The sequence below is a fragment of the Nocardia rhamnosiphila NBRC 108938 genome, assembly GCF_000720425.1.
In the GTDB taxonomy this organism is placed as follows: domain Bacteria; phylum Actinomycetota; class Actinomycetes; order Mycobacteriales; family Mycobacteriaceae; genus Nocardia; species Nocardia rhamnosiphila.
Genome location: NZ_JOAJ01000012.1, coordinates 95,650 through 117,281, shown reverse-complemented (window position 1 = coordinate 117,281; position 21,632 = coordinate 95,650). Strand labels below are relative to the sequence as shown.

At 69.9% G+C, this 21,632-nt stretch carries 18 protein-coding genes and 1 pseudogene; 5 read left to right on the top strand and 14 right to left on the bottom strand.

The window, feature by feature from the left end; all coding sequences use genetic code 11:
* The first annotated feature begins 6 nt into the window (after positions 1 to 6).
* Entirely contained in the window at positions 7 to 333 is a 327-nt protein-coding gene (locus IG75_RS0132510) for a histone-like nucleoid-structuring protein Lsr2 (RefSeq protein WP_030525115.1), read from the top strand.
* A 45-nt stretch (positions 334 to 378) separates the two neighbouring features.
* Here IG75_RS0132510 and IG75_RS0132505 read toward each other — a convergent pair whose 3' ends face one another.
* A complete protein-coding gene (locus tag IG75_RS0132505; RefSeq protein ID WP_030525116.1) occupies positions 379 to 1,035 on the bottom strand; it encodes a hypothetical protein in 657 nt (218 codons plus the stop codon).
* A gap of 18 nt (positions 1,036 to 1,053) precedes the next feature.
* Here IG75_RS0132505 and IG75_RS0132500 point away from each other — a divergent pair, with 18 nt between their 5' ends.
* The gene (locus IG75_RS0132500; RefSeq protein ID WP_030525117.1) at positions 1,054 to 1,287 is read left to right on the top strand and encodes a hypothetical protein; all 234 of its coding nucleotides are present in this window, start codon (positions 1,054 to 1,056) and stop codon (positions 1,285 to 1,287) included.
* Between the two features lie 20 nt (positions 1,288 to 1,307).
* Here IG75_RS0132500 and IG75_RS0132495 read toward each other — a convergent pair whose 3' ends face one another.
* The 3 genes from IG75_RS0132495 to IG75_RS0132480 all read right to left on the bottom strand — a co-directional run bounded on the left by IG75_RS0132495 (position 1,308) and on the right by IG75_RS0132480 (position 3,666).
* Positions 1,308 to 1,976 carry a hypothetical protein gene (locus tag IG75_RS0132495; RefSeq protein ID WP_030525118.1) on the bottom strand — a complete coding sequence of 223 codons (669 nt, stop codon included), beginning with the start codon at positions 1,974 to 1,976 and terminating at the stop codon, positions 1,308 to 1,310.
* A 112-nt stretch (positions 1,977 to 2,088) separates the two neighbouring features.
* On the bottom strand, positions 2,089 to 2,859 hold the full coding sequence (locus IG75_RS38665; protein ID WP_081877285.1) for a VOC family protein: 771 nt from the start codon (positions 2,857 to 2,859) through the stop codon (positions 2,089 to 2,091).
* 273 nt (positions 2,860 to 3,132) lie between these two features.
* Positions 3,133 to 3,666, bottom strand: a complete 534-nt coding sequence (locus IG75_RS0132480) for a helix-turn-helix domain-containing protein (protein WP_081877286.1) — start codon at positions 3,664 to 3,666, stop codon at positions 3,133 to 3,135.
* A 76-nt stretch (positions 3,667 to 3,742) separates the two neighbouring features.
* Here IG75_RS0132480 and IG75_RS0132475 point away from each other — a divergent pair, with 76 nt between their 5' ends.
* The gene (locus tag IG75_RS0132475) at positions 3,743 to 4,156 is read left to right on the top strand and encodes a MarR family winged helix-turn-helix transcriptional regulator (protein ID WP_030525121.1); all 414 of its coding nucleotides are present in this window, start codon (positions 3,743 to 3,745) and stop codon (positions 4,154 to 4,156) included.
* A 105-nt stretch (positions 4,157 to 4,261) separates the two neighbouring features.
* On the opposite strand, the gene IG75_RS0132470 is transcribed toward IG75_RS0132475, so the two are convergent.
* From IG75_RS0132470 to IG75_RS0132455, 4 genes are read right to left on the bottom strand one after another with little or no spacing between them, the layout of a single operon-like run.
* On the bottom strand, positions 4,262 to 5,665 hold the full coding sequence (locus tag IG75_RS0132470; protein WP_030525122.1) for an MATE family efflux transporter: 1,404 nt from the start codon (positions 5,663 to 5,665) through the stop codon (positions 4,262 to 4,264).
* 7 nt (positions 5,666 to 5,672) lie between these two features.
* On the bottom strand, positions 5,673 to 6,764 hold the full coding sequence (locus IG75_RS0132465; protein WP_051715395.1) for a PLP-dependent cysteine synthase family protein: 1,092 nt from the start codon (positions 6,762 to 6,764) through the stop codon (positions 5,673 to 5,675).
* Positions 6,740 to 8,086 carry a type III PLP-dependent enzyme domain-containing protein gene (locus tag IG75_RS0132460; RefSeq protein WP_030525124.1) on the bottom strand — a complete coding sequence of 449 codons (1,347 nt, stop codon included), beginning with the start codon at positions 8,084 to 8,086 and terminating at the stop codon, positions 6,740 to 6,742. The genes IG75_RS0132465 and IG75_RS0132460 overlap by 25 nt, the downstream gene beginning before the upstream one ends.
* Positions 8,077 to 9,054, bottom strand: a complete 978-nt coding sequence (locus IG75_RS0132455; RefSeq protein WP_030525125.1) for an ornithine cyclodeaminase family protein — start codon at positions 9,052 to 9,054, stop codon at positions 8,077 to 8,079. Before IG75_RS0132455 ends, IG75_RS0132460 begins: the two co-directional genes overlap by 10 nt.
* 884 nt (positions 9,055 to 9,938) lie before the next feature.
* On the opposite strand from IG75_RS0132455, the gene IG75_RS0132450 reads away from it, so the two are divergent.
* Positions 9,939 to 13,838 carry an RHS repeat-associated core domain-containing protein gene (locus IG75_RS0132450; RefSeq protein WP_051715393.1) on the top strand — a complete coding sequence of 1,300 codons (3,900 nt, stop codon included), beginning with the start codon at positions 9,939 to 9,941 and terminating at the stop codon, positions 13,836 to 13,838.
* Positions 13,835 to 14,200, top strand: a complete 366-nt coding sequence (locus IG75_RS39440; protein WP_030525127.1) for a hypothetical protein — start codon at positions 13,835 to 13,837, stop codon at positions 14,198 to 14,200. Before IG75_RS0132450 ends, IG75_RS39440 begins: the two co-directional genes overlap by 4 nt.
* A 73-nt stretch (positions 14,201 to 14,273) precedes the next feature.
* Here the strand turns inward: IG75_RS39440 and IG75_RS0132445 are convergent.
* From IG75_RS0132445 to IG75_RS0132420, 6 genes and pseudogenes are all read right to left on the bottom strand, one after another.
* Positions 14,274 to 15,392, bottom strand: a pseudogene (locus IG75_RS0132445) (glycosyltransferase); the annotation flags it as partial.
* Between the two features lie 56 nt (positions 15,393 to 15,448).
* A complete protein-coding gene (locus IG75_RS0132440) occupies positions 15,449 to 16,780 on the bottom strand; it encodes a glutamate-1-semialdehyde 2,1-aminomutase (RefSeq protein ID WP_030525129.1) in 1,332 nt (443 codons plus the stop codon).
* A 20-nt stretch (positions 16,781 to 16,800) separates the two neighbouring features.
* Entirely contained in the window at positions 16,801 to 17,361 is a 561-nt protein-coding gene (locus tag IG75_RS0132435) for a YdcF family protein (protein WP_051715390.1), read from the bottom strand.
* A 1-nt stretch (position 17,362) separates the two neighbouring features.
* A complete protein-coding gene (locus IG75_RS0132430) occupies positions 17,363 to 18,742 on the bottom strand; it encodes a glycosyl hydrolase family 28-related protein (protein WP_245713397.1) in 1,380 nt (459 codons plus the stop codon).
* Positions 18,739 to 20,208 (bottom strand): hypothetical protein, encoded by a 1,470-nt coding sequence (locus IG75_RS37650; RefSeq protein ID WP_081877288.1) that lies wholly within the window; start codon positions 20,206 to 20,208, stop codon positions 18,739 to 18,741. The genes IG75_RS0132430 and IG75_RS37650 overlap by 4 nt, the downstream gene beginning before the upstream one ends.
* Positions 20,205 to 21,626, bottom strand: coding sequence for a hypothetical protein (locus IG75_RS0132420; RefSeq protein WP_063834223.1), 1,422 nt, complete (start codon positions 21,624 to 21,626; stop codon positions 20,205 to 20,207). The genes IG75_RS37650 and IG75_RS0132420 overlap by 4 nt, the downstream gene beginning before the upstream one ends.
* Between the last annotated feature and the right edge of the window lie 6 nt (positions 21,627 to 21,632).

Genomic DNA, 21,632 nt, shown 5'->3' with positions numbered 1-21,632 from the left:
GTGGGTGTGGCGCGCAGGGTAATTGTCACAATGGTCGATGATCTGGACGGCGAATCCGTCGCGGCGGAGACGGTGTCGTTCGGAGTCGACGGACTGCTGTACGAAATCGACCTCTCCGAGGAGAATGCGCGGGAATTCCGCGCGGCACTGGACAAATGGGTGCCGTTCGCCCGCAGGGTCGGCAAACAGCGCCGGGCGAAGGGACAGACACCGGACCGTCCGCAATCGGCGAAGGCGGTGCGGGAGTGGGCTCGGCGCAACGGGCACGAGGTGCCCGATCGCGGCCGCATCCCCGGTGTTGTGCTGGAGGCGTATCAGCGCGCCGCCGGCTGACGCCCGGGCACCACGGTAGGCCGTGGCAGTCCCCGGCCGGCGATTTCAGTTCGCCGGCTCGGGCGGGGCATGGACGGCGATCTCGCCGCTGAGCGTACGGCCGCCGCTGAGCCGCAGGCGGTCCCCGCTCCAGAAGCGGCCGGGGTCGTACCAGTCGGGGCTGCGGGTATCCGGGAGCAGCCCCATCGCCTGGTAGGTGGCCGCCACGATCTCCGCGCAGTACGCGTTCTCCACCTCACGGGCGGCGGGCGGGCGGGAACGGCGGCGCGGCAGCCGGACCCGGCCGCGGAACCAGCGCCCGGCCAGGGCGGCGGTGGACGGGAACGGGGTGCCGTCGAGTCGCGCCACCGTGCGCAGCACGCCGTCCTCCATCTCCCGGGTCGCGGGCGGTTCGAGCTGGCGCAGCCATGCCTGCTGGCCGTAGCGGTTCGCCCAGGTCAGTACCGCGTCGCGCAGATTGTGCAATTGAGCGCCGCGGTGCGCGGTGCCCGACCACATATCGGGTAGCGACCGGCCGAGTTCGGCGTGCCAGATCAGCGCGGGAAGATCGTCGATCACCACCGACATACCCACGTGGTTGACCGGACTGTTCGTCGTCATCCGGATCATCCGATCGGCCGTGGAATGTCCACGGAACAACCAGATATCGCCTGTCCTGGTGATCTCGACAGCCCGGTCGAGATCGAGATCCACACCCGCCATGGACGTAGCCTATGCGTTATGAGGTGGTGGAAGGTATTGGGTTTGGCGGGGGCGGCCGGTGTGGTGGCCACCGGTGTGGTGGTGGTGCGCGCCGAACGCCGCCGGCGCGCCTACACGCCGGACGAGGTCCGCGAGCAGTTACATGCCCGGTTCGCGCAGGCGGTGGCCGCCGAGCAGGCGGTCGAGGTCCCGGCACCGGAATCACGCGCCGCCCGGGCCCGCGCCCGGGTGCGCCGGCTCCTCCGCCGCTGACGTCCGGGCGCGGCCACCGTTCAGACGACGGTGGCGGCCCGGGTCTGCGCGTAGGCGATGACCTCCTCCGCGAACTCCGACGCCGTGCGGTCGGCGAAGCAGGTCCGCAGCCGGTGGATTGCCAGGTCGAGGTCCGCCCCGCGGCCGCGGTCGGCGAGCAGGACGACGATCGCCTCCCGGGTGCCGATCCGGTCACCGGGTTGCGCCAGGAGTTCGGTCAGGTAGCGGTCGGGGTCGGCGAGCTGAATCGCCCGGCGCGCGTACGCGTGGACCCGGCGGGGGAGTTCGGCGCGGATGGTGTCGAGATCGGTCTGTAGCGCGTGCCCGCCCGGTTGCTCCGGATCGACCCGCAGCGACCAGGGCCGGGTGAGTTCCTCGGGCAGGCCGTGGTCGTCGATCAAATCGGGGCCGGTGGCCTCCTCCAGCGGGATCGGGTCCAGGCCCAGCCGTTCGTTGCGCCAGTTGCCGAATTCCCACCATGCCCGCGGCGTGGCGTCGAGATGCAGCCCGAATCGCAGGACCTGCTGACCGTCGGCCCAGGTCCGCGACACCCGGGTGCGGCCGACGGACGCGACGCCCGCCGGCTCGACCCGCACCCAGGGGGCATCGGTGCCGTGAAAACCATACGGCTGTAGCAACTTTCCTGTTTCGCGCAGCAGGCGCCGCAGTGCCGGATCCGGTCTGACCATTCCGGCAGACTATCGATTCGCCCCGACACCTCGTCGCACCCGGCTCGCCCGGCGGGTGCAGCCGGTTCGGCCGGACGGTGCTCGGGATGCCGAGGCGGCCGGGGTGCCGGTGTCAGTCGTAGACGTACTGGCCCAGGCCGAGCAGGTTCCCCTCGCTGTCGCGGAACCAGGTGGCGCGTTCCCCGGACGCGCCGGTCGACGGGTAGTGCCCCCGCACCTCGACGATCTCGCTCTCGAATTCCACTCCGCGTTCCCGCAACTGGGCGACGGCCGAATCGAGATCGGGCACCGTGAACCCCATCTGCGTGTGGTCGCCCGAGGCCCGGCCGGCCGACGCGAAGACCACGAATTCGGTACCGCCGCATCGGTAGCGCAACCCGCCCTCACGTTCTTCGACGGGCTCGAGTCCGAGCCGTCGCGCGTACCAGCTCCGCGCGCGTCCGAGATCCCGCGCCGGCAACCGGACCGCCGCCCGGGCGTGGTCCAGCGGCCCGGCGGTCGCTCCCGCGCGGCGCTTCTTCTCGGCCCAATAGGTGGGCGTGGTCTGGATCAGCTGCACATAGTTGCCGTCGGGGTCCTCGACCGTGGCGAACCACAGTCCCGCCTCGCGGTACTGCACGCCGGATACCCAGGGGACTTCGAAAGCCTCCAATCGTCGCGCGGCGGCGTGGATATCGGGCACGTGATAGTTGATGATCACCCGTCCCGGTTCGGCGGTGCGCGGGGCGAGATCGTCACGGGTGTCGGTGAGCACGCCGACACCACCGAATTCGAGGAAGCCGTCGATATCGGGTGTGACACCCAGCACCTGGGCATACCACGCGCGGAGACTGTCCGGGTCGGTGCTGCCGAGGAGAATGCTCTCGATCGAGGTCGCGCTCATACTGCCCTCCGGGTCACGGGTCACGGGTCACGGGTCACGGGTCACGGGTCACGGGTCACGGGTCACGGGTCACGGGTCACGGGTCACGGGTCACGCGTCGACCCGTGACCGAGTGGTGCCGCCGCGTACGCGCTCGACGGACGACTCGCCGGCGCGCCCGGCGCGGTGCCGGTCCGTAGGTGGAGACCGTCCCGGCGCTGCCGGCGGGCCGGCGGGCCGGAATCGCGCATTCGAATGATAGGCGTGCGAAACCGGGTACCGCCGTACGGACGCTCAGGTGGTGGTAGCTCGTTCGAGGTTGCCGATGATACGTGCCATGACGTCCATCATCTGTGTGAACTCCTGCTCGCTCACGCCATCCGCCGAGAGGTCGCGGATGCGGCCGACCGAGTCGGCGGCTGTGGCCCGGGCGGTGCGTCCGGCTTCGGTGAGGGTGTACCGTCCGTCGCCGTCCCGGCCGACCCATCCGCGCTCGGTCAGCGTGGCGACCACGTCGCGTGGGTCTTCCTTCTCGACCTCCCAGAACGGGCGGAGCGCGTCGGTCAGTTCCGCGTCGCCGGCCGGGCCGCCGGCCAGGGCGTTGAGGGTCTGCCATTCGCGCCGGGAGAGCCCGGCTTCGGCGACCAGCCGGTCGAAGGTCAGGTCGATCAACTGGTCGAGGCGTTTGACCTGGTAGCCGATGAGCCGGTGCTCGCCGGCGGGTGCCGGTTCCACCGGCGTGGGGTCGGCGGAGGGATCGCCGCAGGCGGCGGCCAGCGGGATGAGTAGCGCGGTGGCGGCGCCGAGTAGCAGGGTGCGGACGTTCATTGGGCTCCCGTCGGATACATGACCAACTGTAAGTAGTTGTCATTTGACATGTGCATGTCTGTAATAACATGTCCGGGTGGACGATGTCGAGCGCGTAGAACGAGCGATGGTCGCGATCCGCCGTCGGCAGACCCGGCGAGCGCTCGCGAAAGAGGGAGAACCGGCCGGGCAGTCCTTCGAAGTGCTGGACGTGATCGAAGCGACGCCGGATCCCACGGTGTCGGTGGTGGCGTCCGCGCTGGCCGTGGACCAGCCGCGGGCCAGCAAGCTGGTGGCTGCCGCGGTGGCCGAAGACCTGGTCCGCCGGGTCGCCGATCAGGCCGACGGCAGACGTTCGGTACTGGTCCTCACCGAGCGCGGCCGGGAGATCCTCGAGCGGTCCCACGCGCGGCGCCGGGCGGCCTTCGATACCGCCATGGCCGGGTGGACAGCGCGCGAGCGCGGCGAATTCGCGCGGTTGCTCGATCGTTTCGTGCGGGCGATGCCCTGACACCCCGGCGCGTGGAAACGCCGGGGTGTCAGTGGCATCCGGGACCCGGTTTCGCCCGGCCGCGGTGAGCCGGGACGGCGCCGCTTCGGAGTCCGCGGGGCCGGGTCAGTTCCGGGCGGCCAGGTGTCCGCCCTGCACACTGTCCCGGAGCCCGCGCCGGAACTTCCGCTGGACCAGGACGGCCGTCGCCCCGAAACCCAGGCACAGGCCGAGCCAGATACCAGGACCGTGCCAGCCGAGCGCGATACCGAACACCGCCATCGCGGGTACGCCGAGGGCGAAGTATCCGATGAGGGTGCTCTGCATACCGGCCTTCGTGTTCCCGATACCGCGCAGCAGGCCGATGCACAGATTCTGCGAACCCTTGCAGTACTGCTGGACGATGGCGAACCACAGCAGGGTGGAGGCGGCCGCGATCACCGCGGTGTCGTCGCGGTGCGAGCCGAGGAACGGCGCGAGCACGAGATGCGGCGCCAGCACGTAGAACAGGCCGATCGCCGTCATGAAGGTGAAACCGATGGTGAACGTGCGGCGCGCGATGACGGCCACCGCGTCCCGGTCACCCTGGCCCACGGTGCGGCTCACCAGGATCGACGAGCCCTGCGACAGACCGATATTGACCTGGTAGACGATATAGGCGAGCTGGTTCACGATATTGCTCGCGGCCAGCGCGACCGCGCCGAATCCACCCATCAGGACGGTGGCGATCGAGGTGATCGCCGCTTCTGCGCCGTAGGTCAGCGCGATCGGCGTCCCCATGCGCACGATACGCACCACCGTGGCCCGGTCGGCCTGCCACGCGCGCAGCGACAGCAGAGCGCCGAGCACCGGATCACGCCGGACACTGCGCAGATAGACGGCGAAGGTCCAGCACTGGACCAGGGTGGTGGCCAGCCCGATCCCCGCGAGTCCCAGTGTCGGCACGCCGAACCAGCCGAAGACGAACAGCGCGTCCAGCACGGCGTTCACCCCGACCGACCACAGCGTGACCCGCAGCAGCGACCCCGCCCGGCGCATTCCCACCGCGAACTGCCGCAGGACGTTCAACCACAGCATCGGCACCAGACCGGGCGCCAGCGTCCAGATGATCGGGCGGGCCAGCTCGAGCACCGCGGCGTCCTGCCCCATCCATCGCAGGGCGTAACCGAGGGCGACCAGCGCGAGCGCGCCGGACGCGGCGGTCACGGTGGCGACGAACAGCGCGGCGCGCAGATATCCGTGGATCTCGGCCCGCGCCGCGTCGTCGAGTTCCGTGCTGCCGGTGCGCTTCTCACCTCGTCCGGCCGCTGCCGCGATGAGGTTCCCGACGCCGGTGACCATACCCACGCACATGGTGCGCAACTGGTTGTACAGCAGCAGCGCGAGCCCGCCCGCCGCGACGGCCGCGACGCCGAGAAAACCCATCATGGCCAGATCGACCGTGGTGAGCGCTACCTGGGCGAGCTGGATTCCGGCGATCGGGGCGGCGAGGGCCAGGATCGCCCGATAGGGCTGCCATCGAAACGTCATCGGTTCCTCACGCTCCCCGTCGCCGGAGATCGAGGGCCGCCAGCCGCACCGATTCGTCATAGGCGCGGCAGAGCCGCACGATGCGCTGCTGAGCGGCCCGGTCGTAGAGGCCGCGCGCGGTGAGCCAGTCCTCGTCGTACACGGTGTCGAGATACTTCTCGCCCGCATCGCACACCAGCACCACCACGGTGCTGCCCGGTGGCAGCCGGACCAGCCGGCGCAGTGCCACGTGGACGGCCGCGCCCGCGGTGCCGCCGATCAGGACGCCCGTGCGCCGTGCGACCACCCGGGCCGTGGCGAAGGCGTCGATATCGCTGACGCGGCAGTCCTCGTCGATCAGGTCGTAGCGCACATTGCCGCCCACCGGGAAGTCGGCCGGGCTGCCCGCACCGGTCTGCCAGTAGGCGCCCGGTTCGCCGCCGAAGATGATGGAGCCCACCGGCTCCACACCGATGGCGTACACCCGCGAACCCAGCCGGCGCAGCTCCTCCACCGTGCCGCACAGCGATCCGCCGGTGCCCACCGCGCCGACCAGATAGTCGATATCGGTCGCCAGATCCTTGTGCAGTTCGCCGGCGAGCTCCCGATAGCCGGCGTTGTTGTACGGGTTGTTGTGCTGGTCGGGCCGGTAGGCCCCGGTGGCGGCGGCGATCTCGGCGGCGATCTGCCTCCGCCGCACGCTGCTGGGCCCGTCGCTGCCGTCGCCGTCGACGGTGACCAGCTGCGCTCCCAGGGCGCGCATGGCACGGAGTTTGTCCGTCGCGGCGTGGCCGTCGACCACCGCGGTGAAGGCGTATCCGCGTTCCAGGGCGATGAGTGCCAGGCCGGTGCCGGTGTTACCGGATGTGGGTTCCACGATATGGCCGCCGGGGGCGAGATCGCCGTTGCGTTCGGCCGCCAGCACCATCTCCCGGGCCATCCGCACCTTCGCCGAACCGGTCGGGTTGAACTGTTCGAGTTTGAGCAGCAGCCTGCTGCCGGACCCGGTACGCACCAGTTCGAGCAGGGGAGTGGCACCGATCAGGTCGGAGGCGCGGCGTACGACGTTCTCGCCCCCGACCGGCAGGGTGGCGGTCACCGGTCGAGTCTCCACTGCCATCGCGCCTCCGCGCCGGTCACCACGATCTTCGGCGGAAGCGGAAGCTGGTGGAATTCGCTTTCGTTCTTGTCCATCTGATAGCCGGCGGTGTTCGGGTACAGCAGCAGATCACCGGGTCGCGGTCGTTGGGAGAGGACCACCTTGCGCCAGGTGAGCACGTCGTATTCCATACAGCTGGCCCCGCCCACGCAGGAGGCCACCGGCCGGGCTTCCGGGTCGGCGATACGCGGGATCAGAACCGGATCGGGCAGGAACTCACTACCCTTCCACTGCTCCGAAACGCTCATGCTCAGCCCGTGCGCGGTCGTGATGCCGTAATCGGCGTTCTGTTTGAAACCGAGGACCGGAAACACTGTGAAGCCCGCGTCGATGAGCAGCGCGCGCCCGGGTTCCAGCAGCAGCGCGATATCGGCGGTACGCAACCGTTCGGCCAGGGTCCGGCCCCGGAACTGCTCGGTCAGTACGGCGTCGAGCATGGCCGCACCGGTCGGGTCCTGCGCGTAGGGATAGAACTTCTCGAACTGTCGTCCCGCATGGAACCAGTCGTCGCGCCGGTCGCGGGTGAAGGCGGCCCAATCCTCGTCCCGCAGGTAGCGGCAGGCGAAACCACCACCGATCGAGATCGCGGTGGCCGGAAGCCCCCGCACTCGCGCCCGGGTGCACCACTCGATCGTGTCGTGGGCCAGCGCGGCGCGCGGCGCGACCGCGTAACCGTCGAGGTGGAACGAGAACCCGGTGAGTTCGAGGTGCTCACGCAGTTCCACGCACCGGTCCAGGGCGCGCTCGAGGTCGGCATCCGAGGAACCGAAGCGGCTGTGTGGCGCGCCCGGCGGCAACCGGCGCAACAGGATCCGCAACCGGCCCGCCGTGCGGGCGATCTCCGCGGCGCGTTCGAATTCGTCCAGGGCGTCGATGGCGACCAGACAGCCGTGACGCGCCGCCAGCCGCAGCAGCGCATCGGTTTTCGCCGCGCCCGTCACGCCGATATCGCGCCCGCGCACACCGTGGGCCAACGCGTGGACGAGTTCCGGTTCGGAAGCGACATCGACCCCGGCGTCGAGGTCGGCCGCGACCGCGAGCCAGCATCCGGCCTTGTTGGCCTTCTTGCCGTAGTACACCTGACCGCGCACCTCGTGCCGGGTCAGCACGTCCTGGAAAGCGCGCAAATTGGCCGCGAATCGCGGGGGATGGACCATATGGAACGGTCCATCGATCGCATGGTGGATATCGAAGAGCAGACCCCGGTCGGCCCGCAGCGCGCGCTGCCAGCCGGGTTCGATCGCGGGCAGGGCCGGGAGCGCGGCCGTCACGGTCAGGTCCACAATCGCACCTGCTGCCCGCGACCGGCCGCCACGGCCCGGGTCGCCAGAGCGTGCGCCACCGGGATATCGGTGATGACCATTCCGCTGGAAAAGGCGAACACCCGGTCGTCCGCGCCCCGTCGGCCCGGGGCCCGGCCCGCCACGATCTCGGGGAGTTCGGCGTCGATGACCAGTTCGCCGTCTGCGCCCGCCAGCCGGGTTCCGGTGACGCCCAGCTGGCCGGCGCTGGTCGCGATCGTGTAGTCCGCGCCGCGCAGGGCGCCGCTCTCGACTCCCTTGCTGGCCACCGAGATCAGCAGGCCACCCGGCCGCAGCCATTCGGTGCGTACCTTCGGGTGTGCGGCGCGCCCGGAGGCCACCACGATGATGTCGGATTCGGCGACCGCCGCGGGCACATCGTCGACGAGTTCGAGTTCCCGGTCCGGGAACCAGCGCCGCAGCGCCGCGCGGCTCTCGGCGATGCCGTCGGGATGGGTGCCGAACAGGCGTAGTCGTTCCAGCCCTGGTAAGGCGGTGAGCAGGTACGGGAGTGTGTTGCGGCCCTGGATCCCGGTGCCGATCATGAGAGCGCTCGTCGCGCCCTCGCGTGCGGCGTGTTTCGCGGTGATCGCAGTGGTGGCCGGTGTGCGCGCGGCACCGACCCGCTGGCAGTCCATCAGCGCGAACGGCAGGCCGGTGGCGTCGTCGTAGAGGCTGATGGTCGTGTAGTACTTCTCCGCGCTGGTACTGCCCTGGCGGTAGGAGGTCTTGAAGCCGAGATGCTCGAGTGAACCGTCGTAGCCGAGCATGGAATAGGAGACCGCGTCGCGTCCGGTATCCGGTAGCGACATCATGAGTTTGACCGGACAGCGTGATTCACCGCGGGCGAAGGCCGAATATCCCTCCTCGACGAGTTCGATCACCTCGTCCGGGGTGATATCGATATCGGCGAGATCGGTACGGGTCAGAATATGCAGGGCGTTGCTCATGAAACTCCGATGTCGTGTGGTTCGACGAGACAGGGACCGGCGCGCGGGGGCGGGTCGTCCGAACGCGGTACAGCGCAGGCTTGCCCGACTCGGGAGCCGGGCCGGTACGACGGAGACGCGCTCGCAGCGGTGACGCCGGGCGGGGCACCCGGCGGCGCGCGCCCGACGGCGCGGGCGGTGCCCGGAACCGCTGAATTCGTCCTGGCCGAGCCTCCGGTAGCGGCCCGAGCGGGCCACGGAGGCAGGTAGAAGCTCCCCGGAGGATTGAGAAGCGTTGCGATCCAATGTATTCGGCGCTTCGAGATCGTCATGTCCAGCATCGTACGTTAACGATAATGGTTTTCGTTAGCGTTTGGAAGCGGTGATGTGGAACACGTATGGCGGGGTGGGGTCCGGTGTTCGGCCGCCGCCCTCGCGGCTGCCGGTGGATGCGGCGGACTCGGCTCACCCGGCGGTCATTCGTAGGACAGATCTGCTCGTATTCTGCCGCAACGGGTTTCGCAGATTACGCAGGTGAAGTGCCGCCGCTACACAAACTTCCGCAAGGGTCGAGCGGGTTGGGAGAACGTCGTCGCCGGCCCGCGCTCCGGTGGTGTAGAGACCGATTCTGAGACGTCGCGCGGTCCACCGGAAATGGATAGGCGAATTCGTCGAGCGACAGGCCAGGACGGGGGTGGGGTTGGGTCCGGTGCGGGACCGTGTCGAGCAAATGGCATTCCGTTACGTAGATATGCGCATTGAAACACTTCTACGCCGGGTGGGTCGGCATGGAGAAACAGTAGGCGAGCGGGCCGGAGGGCACGTGAATGCCGAGGCGGACGGCCGGAGGTTCCCCAGGGCCCGTGCGATGATGCACAAGGGTCGGAGGAGCGGGAGGGCGTTTCGTGTTCGCGTCGAAAATCCTGGTGTCGGCTGGTGAGCGGCTGAGCAAGGTAGGGCGCACCGTCGCCTTCGGCTGGAACAGGGCTTCACCCAACCACGACGACGCGCTGAGCACGGTGGCGAAGATACATTCCGACAACGACTCCCGCGCGGCAGCCGTCGTGCCCAGCGGGGCATCTGCCACGCCGGCCGATACGCCGCGGATATTCAACCCGGAGCCCCGCTCCGATCACCGGTTCCCGAGCGATCGTGCCGAGGCCGACCGCGGAGTTGCCCACGCGGCCCTGACCGATCGTTCCGAAATGAATCGGACCGCCGACCAGGTGACCGTATGTAATGATCCGGTCGATATCGCCACCGGCGAATTCGTACTCCCGGCGACCGATCTACGGCTACCCGGAGTACTGACTCTGATGCTGCGACGCCGGCATCGATCGGGCTATCGCTTCGGGCGCTGGTTCGGCCCGTCCTGGTCGGCGACCATCGATATGCGCGTCGTCGTCGACACCGGCACGGTGACCTTCGTCGGGGAGGACGGACTGCTGCTGGTCTACGCGCATCCGGCACCGGGCCGGTCGGTCCTGCCGATCAACGGCGGACCGCAGTGGCCGCTGAGTGCGGCGCCCGGCGGCGGCTATGTCGTGACCGAGCCAGACCGGGAGTTGACCTGGTATTTCGCTGTGCCGGAGCCGGGTACGCCCGACCGGCAACGCAGCGGTTACGTTCTTTCCGCCATTACCGACCGGTACGAGAACCACATCCGTTTCCGGTACGACGAAGACGGCGCCCCGACGGAGATCGAACATTCCGGTGGCTACCGGGTGCGCATCGACAGCGCACACGGCCGGGTGGTCGCGCTCCAGGTGCTGGGGAAGGCCGCCGGAGACGACCGAACCGTCGATACCGTCCGTGAATTCGGTTATCGCGAGGGGAGACTGGAGACGGTCCGCAACGGGGTGGGCGCGGAAACGCGCTACACCTATGACGCCGCGGAACGGATGACCTCGTGGACCGATTCCAACGGTAATCGGATGAGCAATACCTACGACGACGTCGGTCGGGTCGTCGCCCAGCACGGCAGCGCGGGAATTCTCGACGCATATTTCGAGTACTCCGTCGACGAGGAGAGCGGAGTCCGCCGTACGGTCCACATCGACTCCGCCGGAGCGGCGACGCACTACGTCCTCGACCGCGAGTTCCGAGTGTGCGAGCGCATCGATCCGCTCGGCGGACGGACCCACATCGAATACGCCGAGGGCGAGAACCCGATTCGAGTTCTCGCCGCGGACGGTACCACGACAGCGTACCGATACGACACCGACGGAAATCCGGTGGAGATCATCCGGCCCGACGGGCTACCGATCCGTATCTTCTACGCCGGCCGCCGACGGGCCGCCACGATCATCGAGGCCGACGGTGCGTCGCACACCCGCGAGTGGAGCGAAGCGGGTGAACTCTCGGCGATGACCACGCCGGACGGAGTCCGGACCGAGTACAGCCGCCACCGCTCGGGCGCGGTCGCCACCATCACCGGATCCGCCGGTGCCCGTACCCGGATCGAAGTCGACGCGGCGGGACTACCCGTGCAGGTGACCGAACCCGACGGCGCGGTCACGACCGTTGTCCGTGATCATTTCGGTCGCCCGGTCACCGTCACCGACGCGATCGGCGGAGTCACGTCCTACACCTGGTCGGGCGACGACCGGCTCGTGGCGCGCACCGATCCCGACGGTCACGGTGAGGCCTGGGTCTTCGACGGGGAAGGCAACCTCACCGAGCACATGGACCGCGGGGGCGGCCGGACCCGTTTCGACTACGGCGCATTCGATCTGCTGCACAGCCGGACCGGTCCGGACGGCGCCACAACCCGGTACACCTGGGACACGCAGCGCCGCCTCGTCGGCATCAGCGGTCCGCTGGGGGACATCTGGCGCTACACCTACGACGCCGTGGGCCGGTGCACCGGCGAAACCGACGACACGGGCGCACTCACCCGATATACCCACGACCCGTGCGGCCGGGTCGTCACCGTGACCCCGGCCACCGGAGTCACCCGCACCCATACTTACGACTCGCTCGGGCGGGTGACGGCGATAGTGGCCGAGAGCGGGGACTGGCTGCGCTACACCTACGATGCGGCCGGGCGCATGACGAGCGCGGTGTCCGGCCTTCGCGATTCCGCCGTCCATACCGTCCGGTTCACCCACACCGGGGACGGGCGGCTGAAAACCGAGCAGCTGGACGACCGGGCGCCGAGCACCGTCGAATACGACCGCCACGGGCGGCGCCGCGCTCACACTGCACCGAGTGGCGTGGTCACCGCCTGGCAGTACGATCCGGCAGGCCGGGTCACGGCGATGCGCAGCGGCGGAAGGCGGCTGCGCTTCGTGCACGACCGGCTCGGCCGCCTCACCGGCTGGCGAACGGGTGATCTCACAGTGGACCGCGTCCTTTCCGGCGTGGGCCACACCACGGCGCAGATCGTCGGCACCGTGGCCACCGGAGCGAATGCCGGAGGACTCGTTCGTCGCGACGACTATTCGTGGCGTCCCGACGGATATCCGATCGAGCAGACGACAGTGGAAGGTCACGGGGCAGCGGTTCGCCGCCGGTACACCCTCGACGAGATCGGGCGCGTCACCGGCATGGTCAGTGGAGACCGGGTCGTCGAACAGTACGGCTACGACCTGCTCGGCAATATCTTGTCCGCCGCGGCGGACGGGGCGACTTCCGCACCGGTCTCCTCCCGCGTCGACGTCGCGCCGGACCCGGCCGACGGCCGTGCGCGGCGCGAGTACCGGAAGAACCGGCTGGTTCGTCGCGGCCGTACCCGGTTCCACTACGACGCCGCCGGCCGCCTGGTTCGCACCGCCACCGCCCGGCCCTCTCGCCCGCCGGCGATCCGGCACTACCGGTACGACGCATTCGACCAGCTGACCGAGTTGCGCACCGAGGCCGGTGAGCGCTGGCGCTACGGCTATGACGCGCTGGGGCGGCGGGTGGCGAAGCTACGACTCGCCGACGACGGAACCGTGCTCGGACGGACCCACTACGCCTGGGACGGGAACCGGGTGACCGAGCAGACGACCGAGGACACCACCACGCACTGGTCCTACCGGCCCGGCACCCATATCCCGCTCACCCAGATCGTCGACCGGGCGGCGGCCGACCGCGAGTTCGTGGCCGTGGTGACCGACCTCGTCGGCGCGCCGATCCGGTTGGTGGCTGCGTCCGGGCAGGTCGCCGCCGCCGCGACGGGCACCCTGTGGGGTGAGACGACCTGGTCGGGGAGCACGGATACGCCGCTGCGATTTCCCGGACAGCAGTACGATCCCGAGAGCGGTCTGCACTACAACCTGCACCGCACCTACGATCCCGCGACCGGACGGTATCTCACACGGGATCCGCTGGGTCCGGTGCCGGCGCCCAATCCGGTCACCTATCCGCACAATCCCGTCGTGTGGTGCGACCCCACGGGACTGGTGCCGGACGAATGCGCACCGGTGCGGACGCACCGGGATTTCGCACACGGCACCTCTGCCGCCCACGCGGATTACATCTCGGTATACGGGCTCAAATCGGAGGTGGCCCGCACGGCCTCGGCGGGTGGCGCGATGGGCCGGCCCGGCGCGTTCTTCACGCACGAGGTGGAGAACGGGCAGTCGCCGGGCTTCCAGGCCGCCTACGAATGGGGTCTGCGGCACAGCACCGGAGATTCTCCGTCTACTGTATTGGTCGGCCGACTGCCGGAATCCGCCTATCAGGAGTTGGTCGAGCAGGGATTGATCACGGTCCGGCCGGTCGGACACGGTGTACCGGACGAAACCATTTTCCATCCGTGGTCGTTCCACCTGCTGAACGACCAGATGGAATGGATCACGAAAGTGACTCCCGAAATATGACAGAAGAACCGCCCGCGTATTCCGCCGCCGACCTGCGCCCCACGGTGTGGGGCAGCCGCGCGCGATACGACGACGGCCGGTGGGAGACGGTGTGGCGTCTCACCTTCGCGGCACCCCGCGCACGGCAGACCCTGGCGGTGCATCAGGACGAGAAGGCCGGTTTCCGGGCGGTTCTGGAAACGTACGGAGGAACCGGGGGTGAGCTGCGCGTGCTGACCCGCCGGGACGCCATGGCGCCGGAATACTATCCACTCACCTTCACCAGTTTCGCGATCGTCAACGATACGGTCGGGGAGTTACGGGAGATCCAGGGGCGTCCCCGGGATTGGTACGCGCCTTTTCGTGATCGGGTCGACGAATAGTATCGGAAGGCAGATCGGAGCCGGAGCGGTCCGGCAGCACAGGCGTCAGGGCCGGGGTTTCGAGTACTCGGTGGACGGAATCCGCCATGCGGGCCCGGAACACCGGGGGAGCGAATGTTTCCGCGTGAGCACGGATCCGGGCCGGGTTCAGATCGGTGGTGGACGGGTCGCGCAGGGCGGCCGCGAAACCGTCGATCACCTCCTCGTCGGTTCCGCCCGCGATATGTCCGCCGGTGTGCCCGGGGAGCACGGTGTCCAGGGCGCCACCTGCCCCGACCGCCAGGACGGGCGCCCCGCAGGCCATCGCTTCCACCGGCACGATTCCGAAATCCTCCACCCCGGGCATGAGCAGGGCGCGGCAGCGGCGGTACATATCGGCCAGGACAGCGTCCGGGGCGGCGCCCAGGAAGGTGGTCTCCGGACCGGCGAGCGCCTCGAGCCGGCGGCGGTACCGGCCGTCGCCGACCACCACCAGGCGCAGGCCGGCCCGCTGGGCGGCACGGATGGCCAGGTCGGGACGTTTGTAGGGGACCAGCCGGCCGGCGAACAGCAGGAAATCCTCACGCGGTACCGCCGGGTCCGCGGCGAAGCGGTCCAGGTGCACCGGGGGATACACGACCGAGGCGGGCAGCCCCCACCAGTCCCGGACCCGGTCGGCCACCGCGCGGGAATTGGCTATCACGGCCGCCAGCCGGGGCGCCGCGGCGGTTTCGGTGCGCCGGGCCAGCACGCCGAGCGCGGCGAGCGCGGCGCGCCCCGCGGGGCCGTCGGCTTCCCGGGCCCGGAACGCGGGATCCCATGCCCAGCGCGCGGGGCTGTGTACGTAGGCGATGACGGGCGCGTCGGTGGCGAAGACCGCCTGGGTCGCGAAGGCATGATGGCTGACCACCACCGCGTCGTACTCCGCGCGCAGAGGGAGCCGGCGCAGCGCGCGCGGTACCAGCGGCAGCAGTGGTGCGTGGGAACGTTTTCCGGTGAGCGCGTAGAGGCGGGACAACCGGGTTCCGGAGACGGTGTCCCACGGTGGATGCGCGATCGCCGGGGCGGCGGCGGGATCGACGATCGGCGCGAACACTCGGGCGTCGGGCCAGGTCCGGCACAGTTCACCGACGACCGCTTCCGAACCGCCGTATTCGGTGAACCGTTCGTGCACGATCGCCAGCCGGGGGCCGCCCGGCCGATCGGTCGCCATTGGCCGTTCGCTGGAGTCGGGGTGGGTGGCCGGGCCGGGGGTGGCAGCGTTCGCGGTCACCGGGCGGCCTCGGTGAGCAGCCGGCGGGGTGCCGCGTGGGCGCGCAGCGCGGGGGCCACCGGGCGGCCTTCGAGCAGGCCGGTGACCGTGCCCTGGTCGAGGGCCCGTCGGTAGACCGCGGCGGCGTGGCGGCACGACTCGATCGTGTGGTCGATATCGCGGTCGGTATGCGCGGCGGAGGTGACGAACGATTGCCCGAGTACGCCGTGTCGCAGCAACTCCTGCAGGAAGAGCGTGCGGAACTCCTGGGACGGGTTGCCGTCCGGATCGAGTGTCCGGAACAGCAGGCACGACGGGCGTCCGGCGAGACACAACCGGTCGCCGATACCCAGTCCGGCGGTGATCTCCTCGATCCCCGTCCGCAGCCGCCGGCCGGCGGCCTCCATCCGGCCCACCGGGTCGGTGGTGGCGTAGGCGTGGACGACGGCCCGGAAGGCGGCCAGCCCACCGGTTTCCGGGCCGTGGGTGGTCGAGAGCAGGAACACCCGGTCCGCGTCGGTCCGCAAACCGCCCAGTTCGAGGTATTCCCGGCGCCCGGCGAGGGCGGCGATCGGGAAACCGTTACCCATCGCCTTGCCCCAGCATGACAGATCCGGCACCACGCCGTACACCTGCTGCGCCCCGCCGGCCGCCCACCGGAACCCGGTGATCATCTCGTCGAACACCAGCAGCGTTCCGTAACGGTCGCACAGCTCTCGCACGCCGAGCAGATAGCCGGGCGGCGGTTCCTGCAGTGCGGTCGCGGCTTCCATGACCACGCAGGCGATCTCGCGCCCGGCCAGCACCTGTTCCAGGGCGGGCAGGTCGGCGTAGGGGAAGGAGACGGTCGGCTGGGGTGGGATTCCGGCCGACATGGCGGTGGTCCCGATGAACCAGTCGTCGACGGAGAAGAAGGGCTGGGCGCAGACGGCGACGGTGATCCGGTCGGTCACCGCGCGTGCCAGCCGCACCGCTGCGGTGGTGGCATCGGAGCCGTTCTTGGCGAATTTCACCATATCCGCGCCGGGGACCAGTGCCAGGAAATCCTCGGCGGCGGCCAGTTCGGTGACCGTGGGCCGGGAGAAGCTGACGCCGTCGGCGACGGCGGCGGTCACCGCGTCGACGACCGGGCGGTAGCCGTGCCCGAGCGTCACCGATCGCAGCCCCATCCCGTACTCCACGAATTCGTTACCGTCGCAATCGGTGACCCGGCAGCCCTGTCCGCGCACCAGTACCGGTGCCATATGCTCGGGGTACTGGTCGGCGCCGCGGGCATAGGTGTGCGCGCCGCCGGGCACCAGGTCGTGCAGCCGCGCCTGGACGCCGGCGCTGCGGCCGAAATCGGTGATCACACTCGCTCCTTCGCGGCTCAGCAGCCGGATTCGGTGAAGGCCTTGAGGTATCCGGCGGTCTGCCGCACATACATCCAGGCCTGGAACACGGGGTCGGTACGGCTCGGGCTGGCGATCATGGTGAGTTCACCGTCGAAGCAGCGGCCGACGATATAGCGGGCCCGGGAGACATGCGGGGTGAAGGTGACGACGATGATGTGCCGCCAGCCGCCCGCCTCCGCCCGGCGGCGGATCTCCTGGGCTTCCCCGCGGGTGGTCCACGGGTGGGGTTCGAAACAGGTGACCCGGAACGGATATCCGGTACGGCAGTATCGGTCCATCCGGGGATCGTCGAGTCCGGTCGACGCGGCGATCAGCAACTCCGGCGCCCACTGTTGCCGGGCCAGTTCGAGGCCGACATCGAATCGTTCGTACGGGGTCCCGCCGAGCACCACGATGGCGTCGGCGCGGCGGAGCGGATCCACCTGTGGCCGGACGAACACCGGCCATCCGGCGACCGCCGCCAGGGTCGCCAGGACGAGGAGGGCGACCGGCACCCGCCACCGCCGGCGGCGGGTGCCCGGGATAGGTGCGGTCATCTCAGCGCACCGGGCGGTCGCGGCCCAGCGGCGCGGTGCGCAGGGCGCCGTCGGGGGCGACCACGAGGCGCCAGTACCCGCCTTCTGGATCCCGTAGGACGACACCGGCGTCGGCGTGGTCGGACAACCACGCCCCACTGGCCAGTACCGAGGCCAGGCCCGCACCGTCGGGGGCGACGGCACGCAGGATCTCCTCCGCGCCCTCGGCGCGGGCGGTGACCGGGCCGGTGAATGTCGGCCGGTGGGTCTGACCGCGGCCCAGGACCTGCCAGTTGCTGGGGAACACCCGCGGGCCGATCTCGGTGCCCGCGCCGGAGATCAGATTCACCGCGATACCCTCCGGGCACCCGGCCTCGGCGATCCGCAGTTCGGCCGGGCTGCCGCCGGGGTCGGCGTCGAAGGCGATATTCGCCAGATACGGCTGCCGGCAATAGATCAGGTCGATATCGCACGAGCGCGCCGCGACCTTGCAGTTGACCATGCCGAACTGGGACGGGCCGCCCTTGCCCGCGGCGCCGACCTGCACCGCGATATCGGCGCCCTCGAACCACACATTGGTGAGCCACCAGTTGTTGGCCGCGCCGTCGACGAACAGGTGACGGTCGGTGGTCGCCGGGTCGTTGTCGGAGACGAATTCGACATTGGCGAGCGACAATCCGGCGTTGTGGTCGTTGCCGGTGCCGAGCACCCCGATGCGATTACCGGAGAACTTCGAGGAGGTGACGTAATTCTGGATACAGGAGGTGGCCAGCCCGACACCGAAATTGTTGATATCGCAGTCGATGAACGAGGTGCCGCCGGTGTTCGCCTCCAGCACCACACCTGTCTGCGCGGCGTAGCGGGGATAGTTGTCGGCGAGATGGTTGCCGCGGATGAGGACGGTATCGAAACTGCAGCGGAAGCATTCGGTGAGCCGGACCGCGGTGGCCTGCGGCCCGGACAGATAGAACCCCATGCGCGCGAAACGGACCCGCTGTTTGCCCTCCAGATCGACCAGAGTGGTGTCCTGGTCGCAGAACACCGTGGTCACATCGGCGCCGTCGCCGTAGACGACGGAATGGTCGGGCAGATCGGGCCAGGCGGTGACCCGGTACTCGCCGGCGGGTAGATACACCACCGGTGGGGCGCCGTCGGTGCGGCACGCGGCGGCCAGCGCCTCGGTATCGTCGGCTTGCCCGTCGCCGACCGCCCCGAACGCGCGGATATCGCGCACGGTCGGCGAGGCGGTGCCGGTCGCCAGCACGATGGGCGCGGGCGGGCCCGACGCGACCAACGGGACCGTGACGGCGCCGATTCCGGCGGCGCCCAGGCTCGCCGCGAGCAGATCGCGCCGCTGGATCCGCCGCTTTCCGTCGTCACGGTGCGCTCGATGTTCGCTCACGAGCGCCGCCACCAGGTCCGGCGGGGCGCCACCGCGACCACCCCGGAGACGGTGGCACCGGCCGCGGTCAGCGCGGTGAGCGCCGACTCGATCCGGTCGCGCCGGCCGCTGCCGAGCCGCACCACCGCGACGGTGCCCGCCGCCTTGGCCGCCACGGCCGGGGCGTCGGCAGCGGCGACATCGACGATCACGCGGTCGAAGCGTTTCGCGACCTCGCCGAGAATCGCCTCGAAGCGCGCGGAGGCCAGCAGATCCGGTGTCCGTTCGTCGGGGCTGCCCAGGGCCAGCACGACCACCGATCGCTGCGGCCAGGCCACGAAGGCCTCGTCGAGATGGACGTCCTCACGCAGGACGGCGGCCAGCCCGTCCGCCGCCCGGGCGCCCGTCTCGGTGGGGACCGCCGGCGCGGGCGCCGGCAGCTCGTCGAGCGCCGCGGCCGGCTTGCCCCGCAGATCGAGTTTCACCGTCGGCGGGTCGAAGATCTCCCCGCGGATCGCCGCGGAGGTGCGGCCGGACGCGGCGGTCACCAGCTCGCGGGCCTGCTTTCCGTCCCGGACCGGCCAGTCACCGGTCGGCGCGGGCGACTGGAGTGCGGATTCGGGCAGCAGCGCCGAGACACCGTGACCGGTCGTGTTCGCATCGATCACCAGGACCTGTGCGCCGGTGGCGCCGAGTACCGAGGCCGCGCCGAGGACAAGGGCGGGTTCGGGATTCGCGTCCAGTGCCGTGAAGATCAGCGGTTTCGCCTCGGGCAGGCGGGCCCGCAGCGCCCGCAGCTCGGCCGGCTCCCGGTCGGTGCCCGGCGCGACCGTGCCCAGCACCGGCTGTCCCAGCGCCGCGAGTTCCGCGCTGTCGCGGACCCGGGTGTTCAGCCGATCCAGCAGGTAGGCGAGGCCCGCACCGAGCAGCAGGCCGGCGAGTGCGCCGACCGCGTACAACCGGGACCCGCCCGGGCCACTCGCCTCGACGGGCGCCTGCGCCGCGTCGACGACCGCGACGCGTGCGGCGGGGGCGGCCGTGACCTCGATGGTCTCCAGTTCGTCGACCAGCGCGCGGAACTGGGCGACCACCTGGTCGGTGAGCACCCGGCTGGTCTCGGGATCCTCGTCGGTCACCGAGACCCGCAGCAGTGAGGTGGCCGGCGGGGTGTCGGCGGCGATCGCGGCGCGTAGTTCGTCGCGGTCCAGGTTCAGTCCGAGCTGGCCGATGACCCGGTCCACCACATGGTCGCTGGTGACGAGCTCGAGATAGGACCGCACTCGCTGCTGAGCGGCCAGCCCGCCCTGGTAGGAATCGGCCACCGAGGTACCGGTGGCCATCGATACGTACAGGGTACTGGTGGCCGTATAGGTGGTCGGCGTCGATTCGACCTGATACGCCGCCAGTCCCACGCCCAGCGCCACACCCGCCAGCAGCACCGCCCAGTAGCGGCGCAGCAGGCGCAAGTAGTCGGGCAGTTCCATCATTGTTTTCCTTCACTTCCCACGCTTGCGCCGACCGGTACCGCGACGGGTCCGGCCGGTGGTTGTCCATCGGGTTCACCGGGCGGCCCGGGCGGTCCGTGTATGCGCCGCCACTGGCCCACGGCCAGCCGGACCAGCCAGGCCAGCACCACGACCTGGAGATATTTTCCGAGAGTTTCGGCGCTGCCGAGCATGCCGCGTTCGAAGACGACCGGCACCTCGATCAGCGCGACACCGAACAGCACCGGCACCAGATGCCGCGCATACAGCGACCGCGCCCAGCCCACCAGGACCACCGCGGTGAACGCGACTCCGACGACGACCCCCGGCAGGCCGCCGATCACGTAGCCCTCGCTGATATTGCCCTCGGCCAGCGATACCGATACCTGGCTCATATCCACCGAGGCGCCACGTACCTCGCTCGCCCAGGCGGTTCCGGCGTGCAGCTTCTCCTCGGCCAGCAGTTGCGCCGGCACCATGCTGCGCGCCAGGTGTCCGACCACCTCGCCGGGGCTCAACCACGTGTTCGGCCCCACGTAGTAGGCGTCGGTGGCGGCTTCGAGCAGGTCGAATCGGCGCAGCAGACTCAGGAACGGGCGCACGCTCTCGGGGTAGGCCCCGTCCACGGCGGCCGCTTCGGCGCGCAGATACGGTGAGGTCTTCAGTGACTGCAGCCAGTCGAAGCCGGCGATACCGGTCACCGAGACCGCCCCGATACCGAGCACTTTGCCCCGGGTCCAGCCGGTGAGCGCGAAACGCACCGCGACTGCCAGCGCGGCCCCCAGGATCGGCGTTTTCGATTCCGTGGCCATGGTCCACCACAGTTCGCCGGCCATCAGCACGCCCAGCACCGCGATGGTGCCGGACTGCCGAGGCGGCCGGGCGAAGACGATCAGTCCGATCGCGCCCAGGATGGCGGGCATGGTGAGCAGGCTCAGCACCGGTGAGGCGCTCTGCACATCGCCGGCCTGGCCGGCGGCGCCGGTGGCCACACTGAGCAGCCGGGCGAAGGTGCCCAGGACGTAGAGGACCCACAGGGTCGCGATCAGATCCGGATCGCCGGCCAGCGGCGCCCGCCCCGGCCGGGGCCGGCTCCGGGTCCACAGCGCGAAAACCAGCACGATCAGCGCGTAGACGGTGAGACCGAACGCCACCGGACGCAACGCGGCCTCGATCCCCACGTCGTATCCGATTTCGGCCAGCCGCGGGTCGGCGACATTGTCACCGAAATGCGGGTCGGGTCGTACGGTCAGCAGCACCACCGGGCGCGCGACGTAGGACATCGCCCAGTACACCGCCTGGGCGATCAGCAGCACCCGTAGGACGCCGTGGGTGAGCAGGGCGGCGCACACCATGGTCGCCAGCGCCGCGACGACGACCAGCAGCGGCCCGTTCGAGGTGATGAGGTCCGGGATCACCATCGGCAC

Bases quoted from the DNA above. Each gene is read 5' to 3' on its own strand.
- IG75_RS0132455 (WP_030525125.1), bottom strand. From the start codon at position 9,054: ATGAGCAACGCCCTGCATATTCTGACCCGTACCGATCTCGCCGATATC.
- IG75_RS0132470 (WP_030525122.1), bottom strand. From the start codon at position 5,665: ATGACGTTTCGATGGCAGCCCTATCGGGCGATCCTGGCCCTCGCCGCC.
- IG75_RS0132435 (WP_051715390.1), bottom strand. From the start codon at position 17,361: ATGACCGCACCTATCCCGGGCACCCGCCGCCGGCGGTGGCGGGTGCCG.
- IG75_RS39440 (WP_030525127.1), top strand. From the start codon at position 13,835: ATGACAGAAGAACCGCCCGCGTATTCCGCCGCCGACCTGCGCCCCACG.
- IG75_RS0132420 (WP_063834223.1), bottom strand. From the start codon at position 21,626: ATGGTGATCCCGGACCTCATCACCTCGAACGGGCCGCTGCTGGTCGTC.
- IG75_RS0132480 (WP_081877286.1), bottom strand. From the start codon at position 3,666: ATGAACGTCCGCACCCTGCTACTCGGCGCCGCCACCGCGCTACTCATC.
- IG75_RS37650 (WP_081877288.1), bottom strand. From the start codon at position 20,208: ATGATGGAACTGCCCGACTACTTGCGCCTGCTGCGCCGCTACTGGGCG.
- IG75_RS0132495 (WP_030525118.1), bottom strand. From the start codon at position 1,976: ATGGTCAGACCGGATCCGGCACTGCGGCGCCTGCTGCGCGAAACAGGA.
- IG75_RS38665 (WP_081877285.1), bottom strand. From the start codon at position 2,859: ATGAGCGCGACCTCGATCGAGAGCATTCTCCTCGGCAGCACCGACCCG.
- IG75_RS0132500 (WP_030525117.1), top strand. From the start codon at position 1,054: ATGAGGTGGTGGAAGGTATTGGGTTTGGCGGGGGCGGCCGGTGTGGTG.
- IG75_RS0132505 (WP_030525116.1), bottom strand. From the start codon at position 1,035: ATGGCGGGTGTGGATCTCGATCTCGACCGGGCTGTCGAGATCACCAGG.
- IG75_RS0132465 (WP_051715395.1), bottom strand. From the start codon at position 6,764: ATGGCAGTGGAGACTCGACCGGTGACCGCCACCCTGCCGGTCGGGGGC.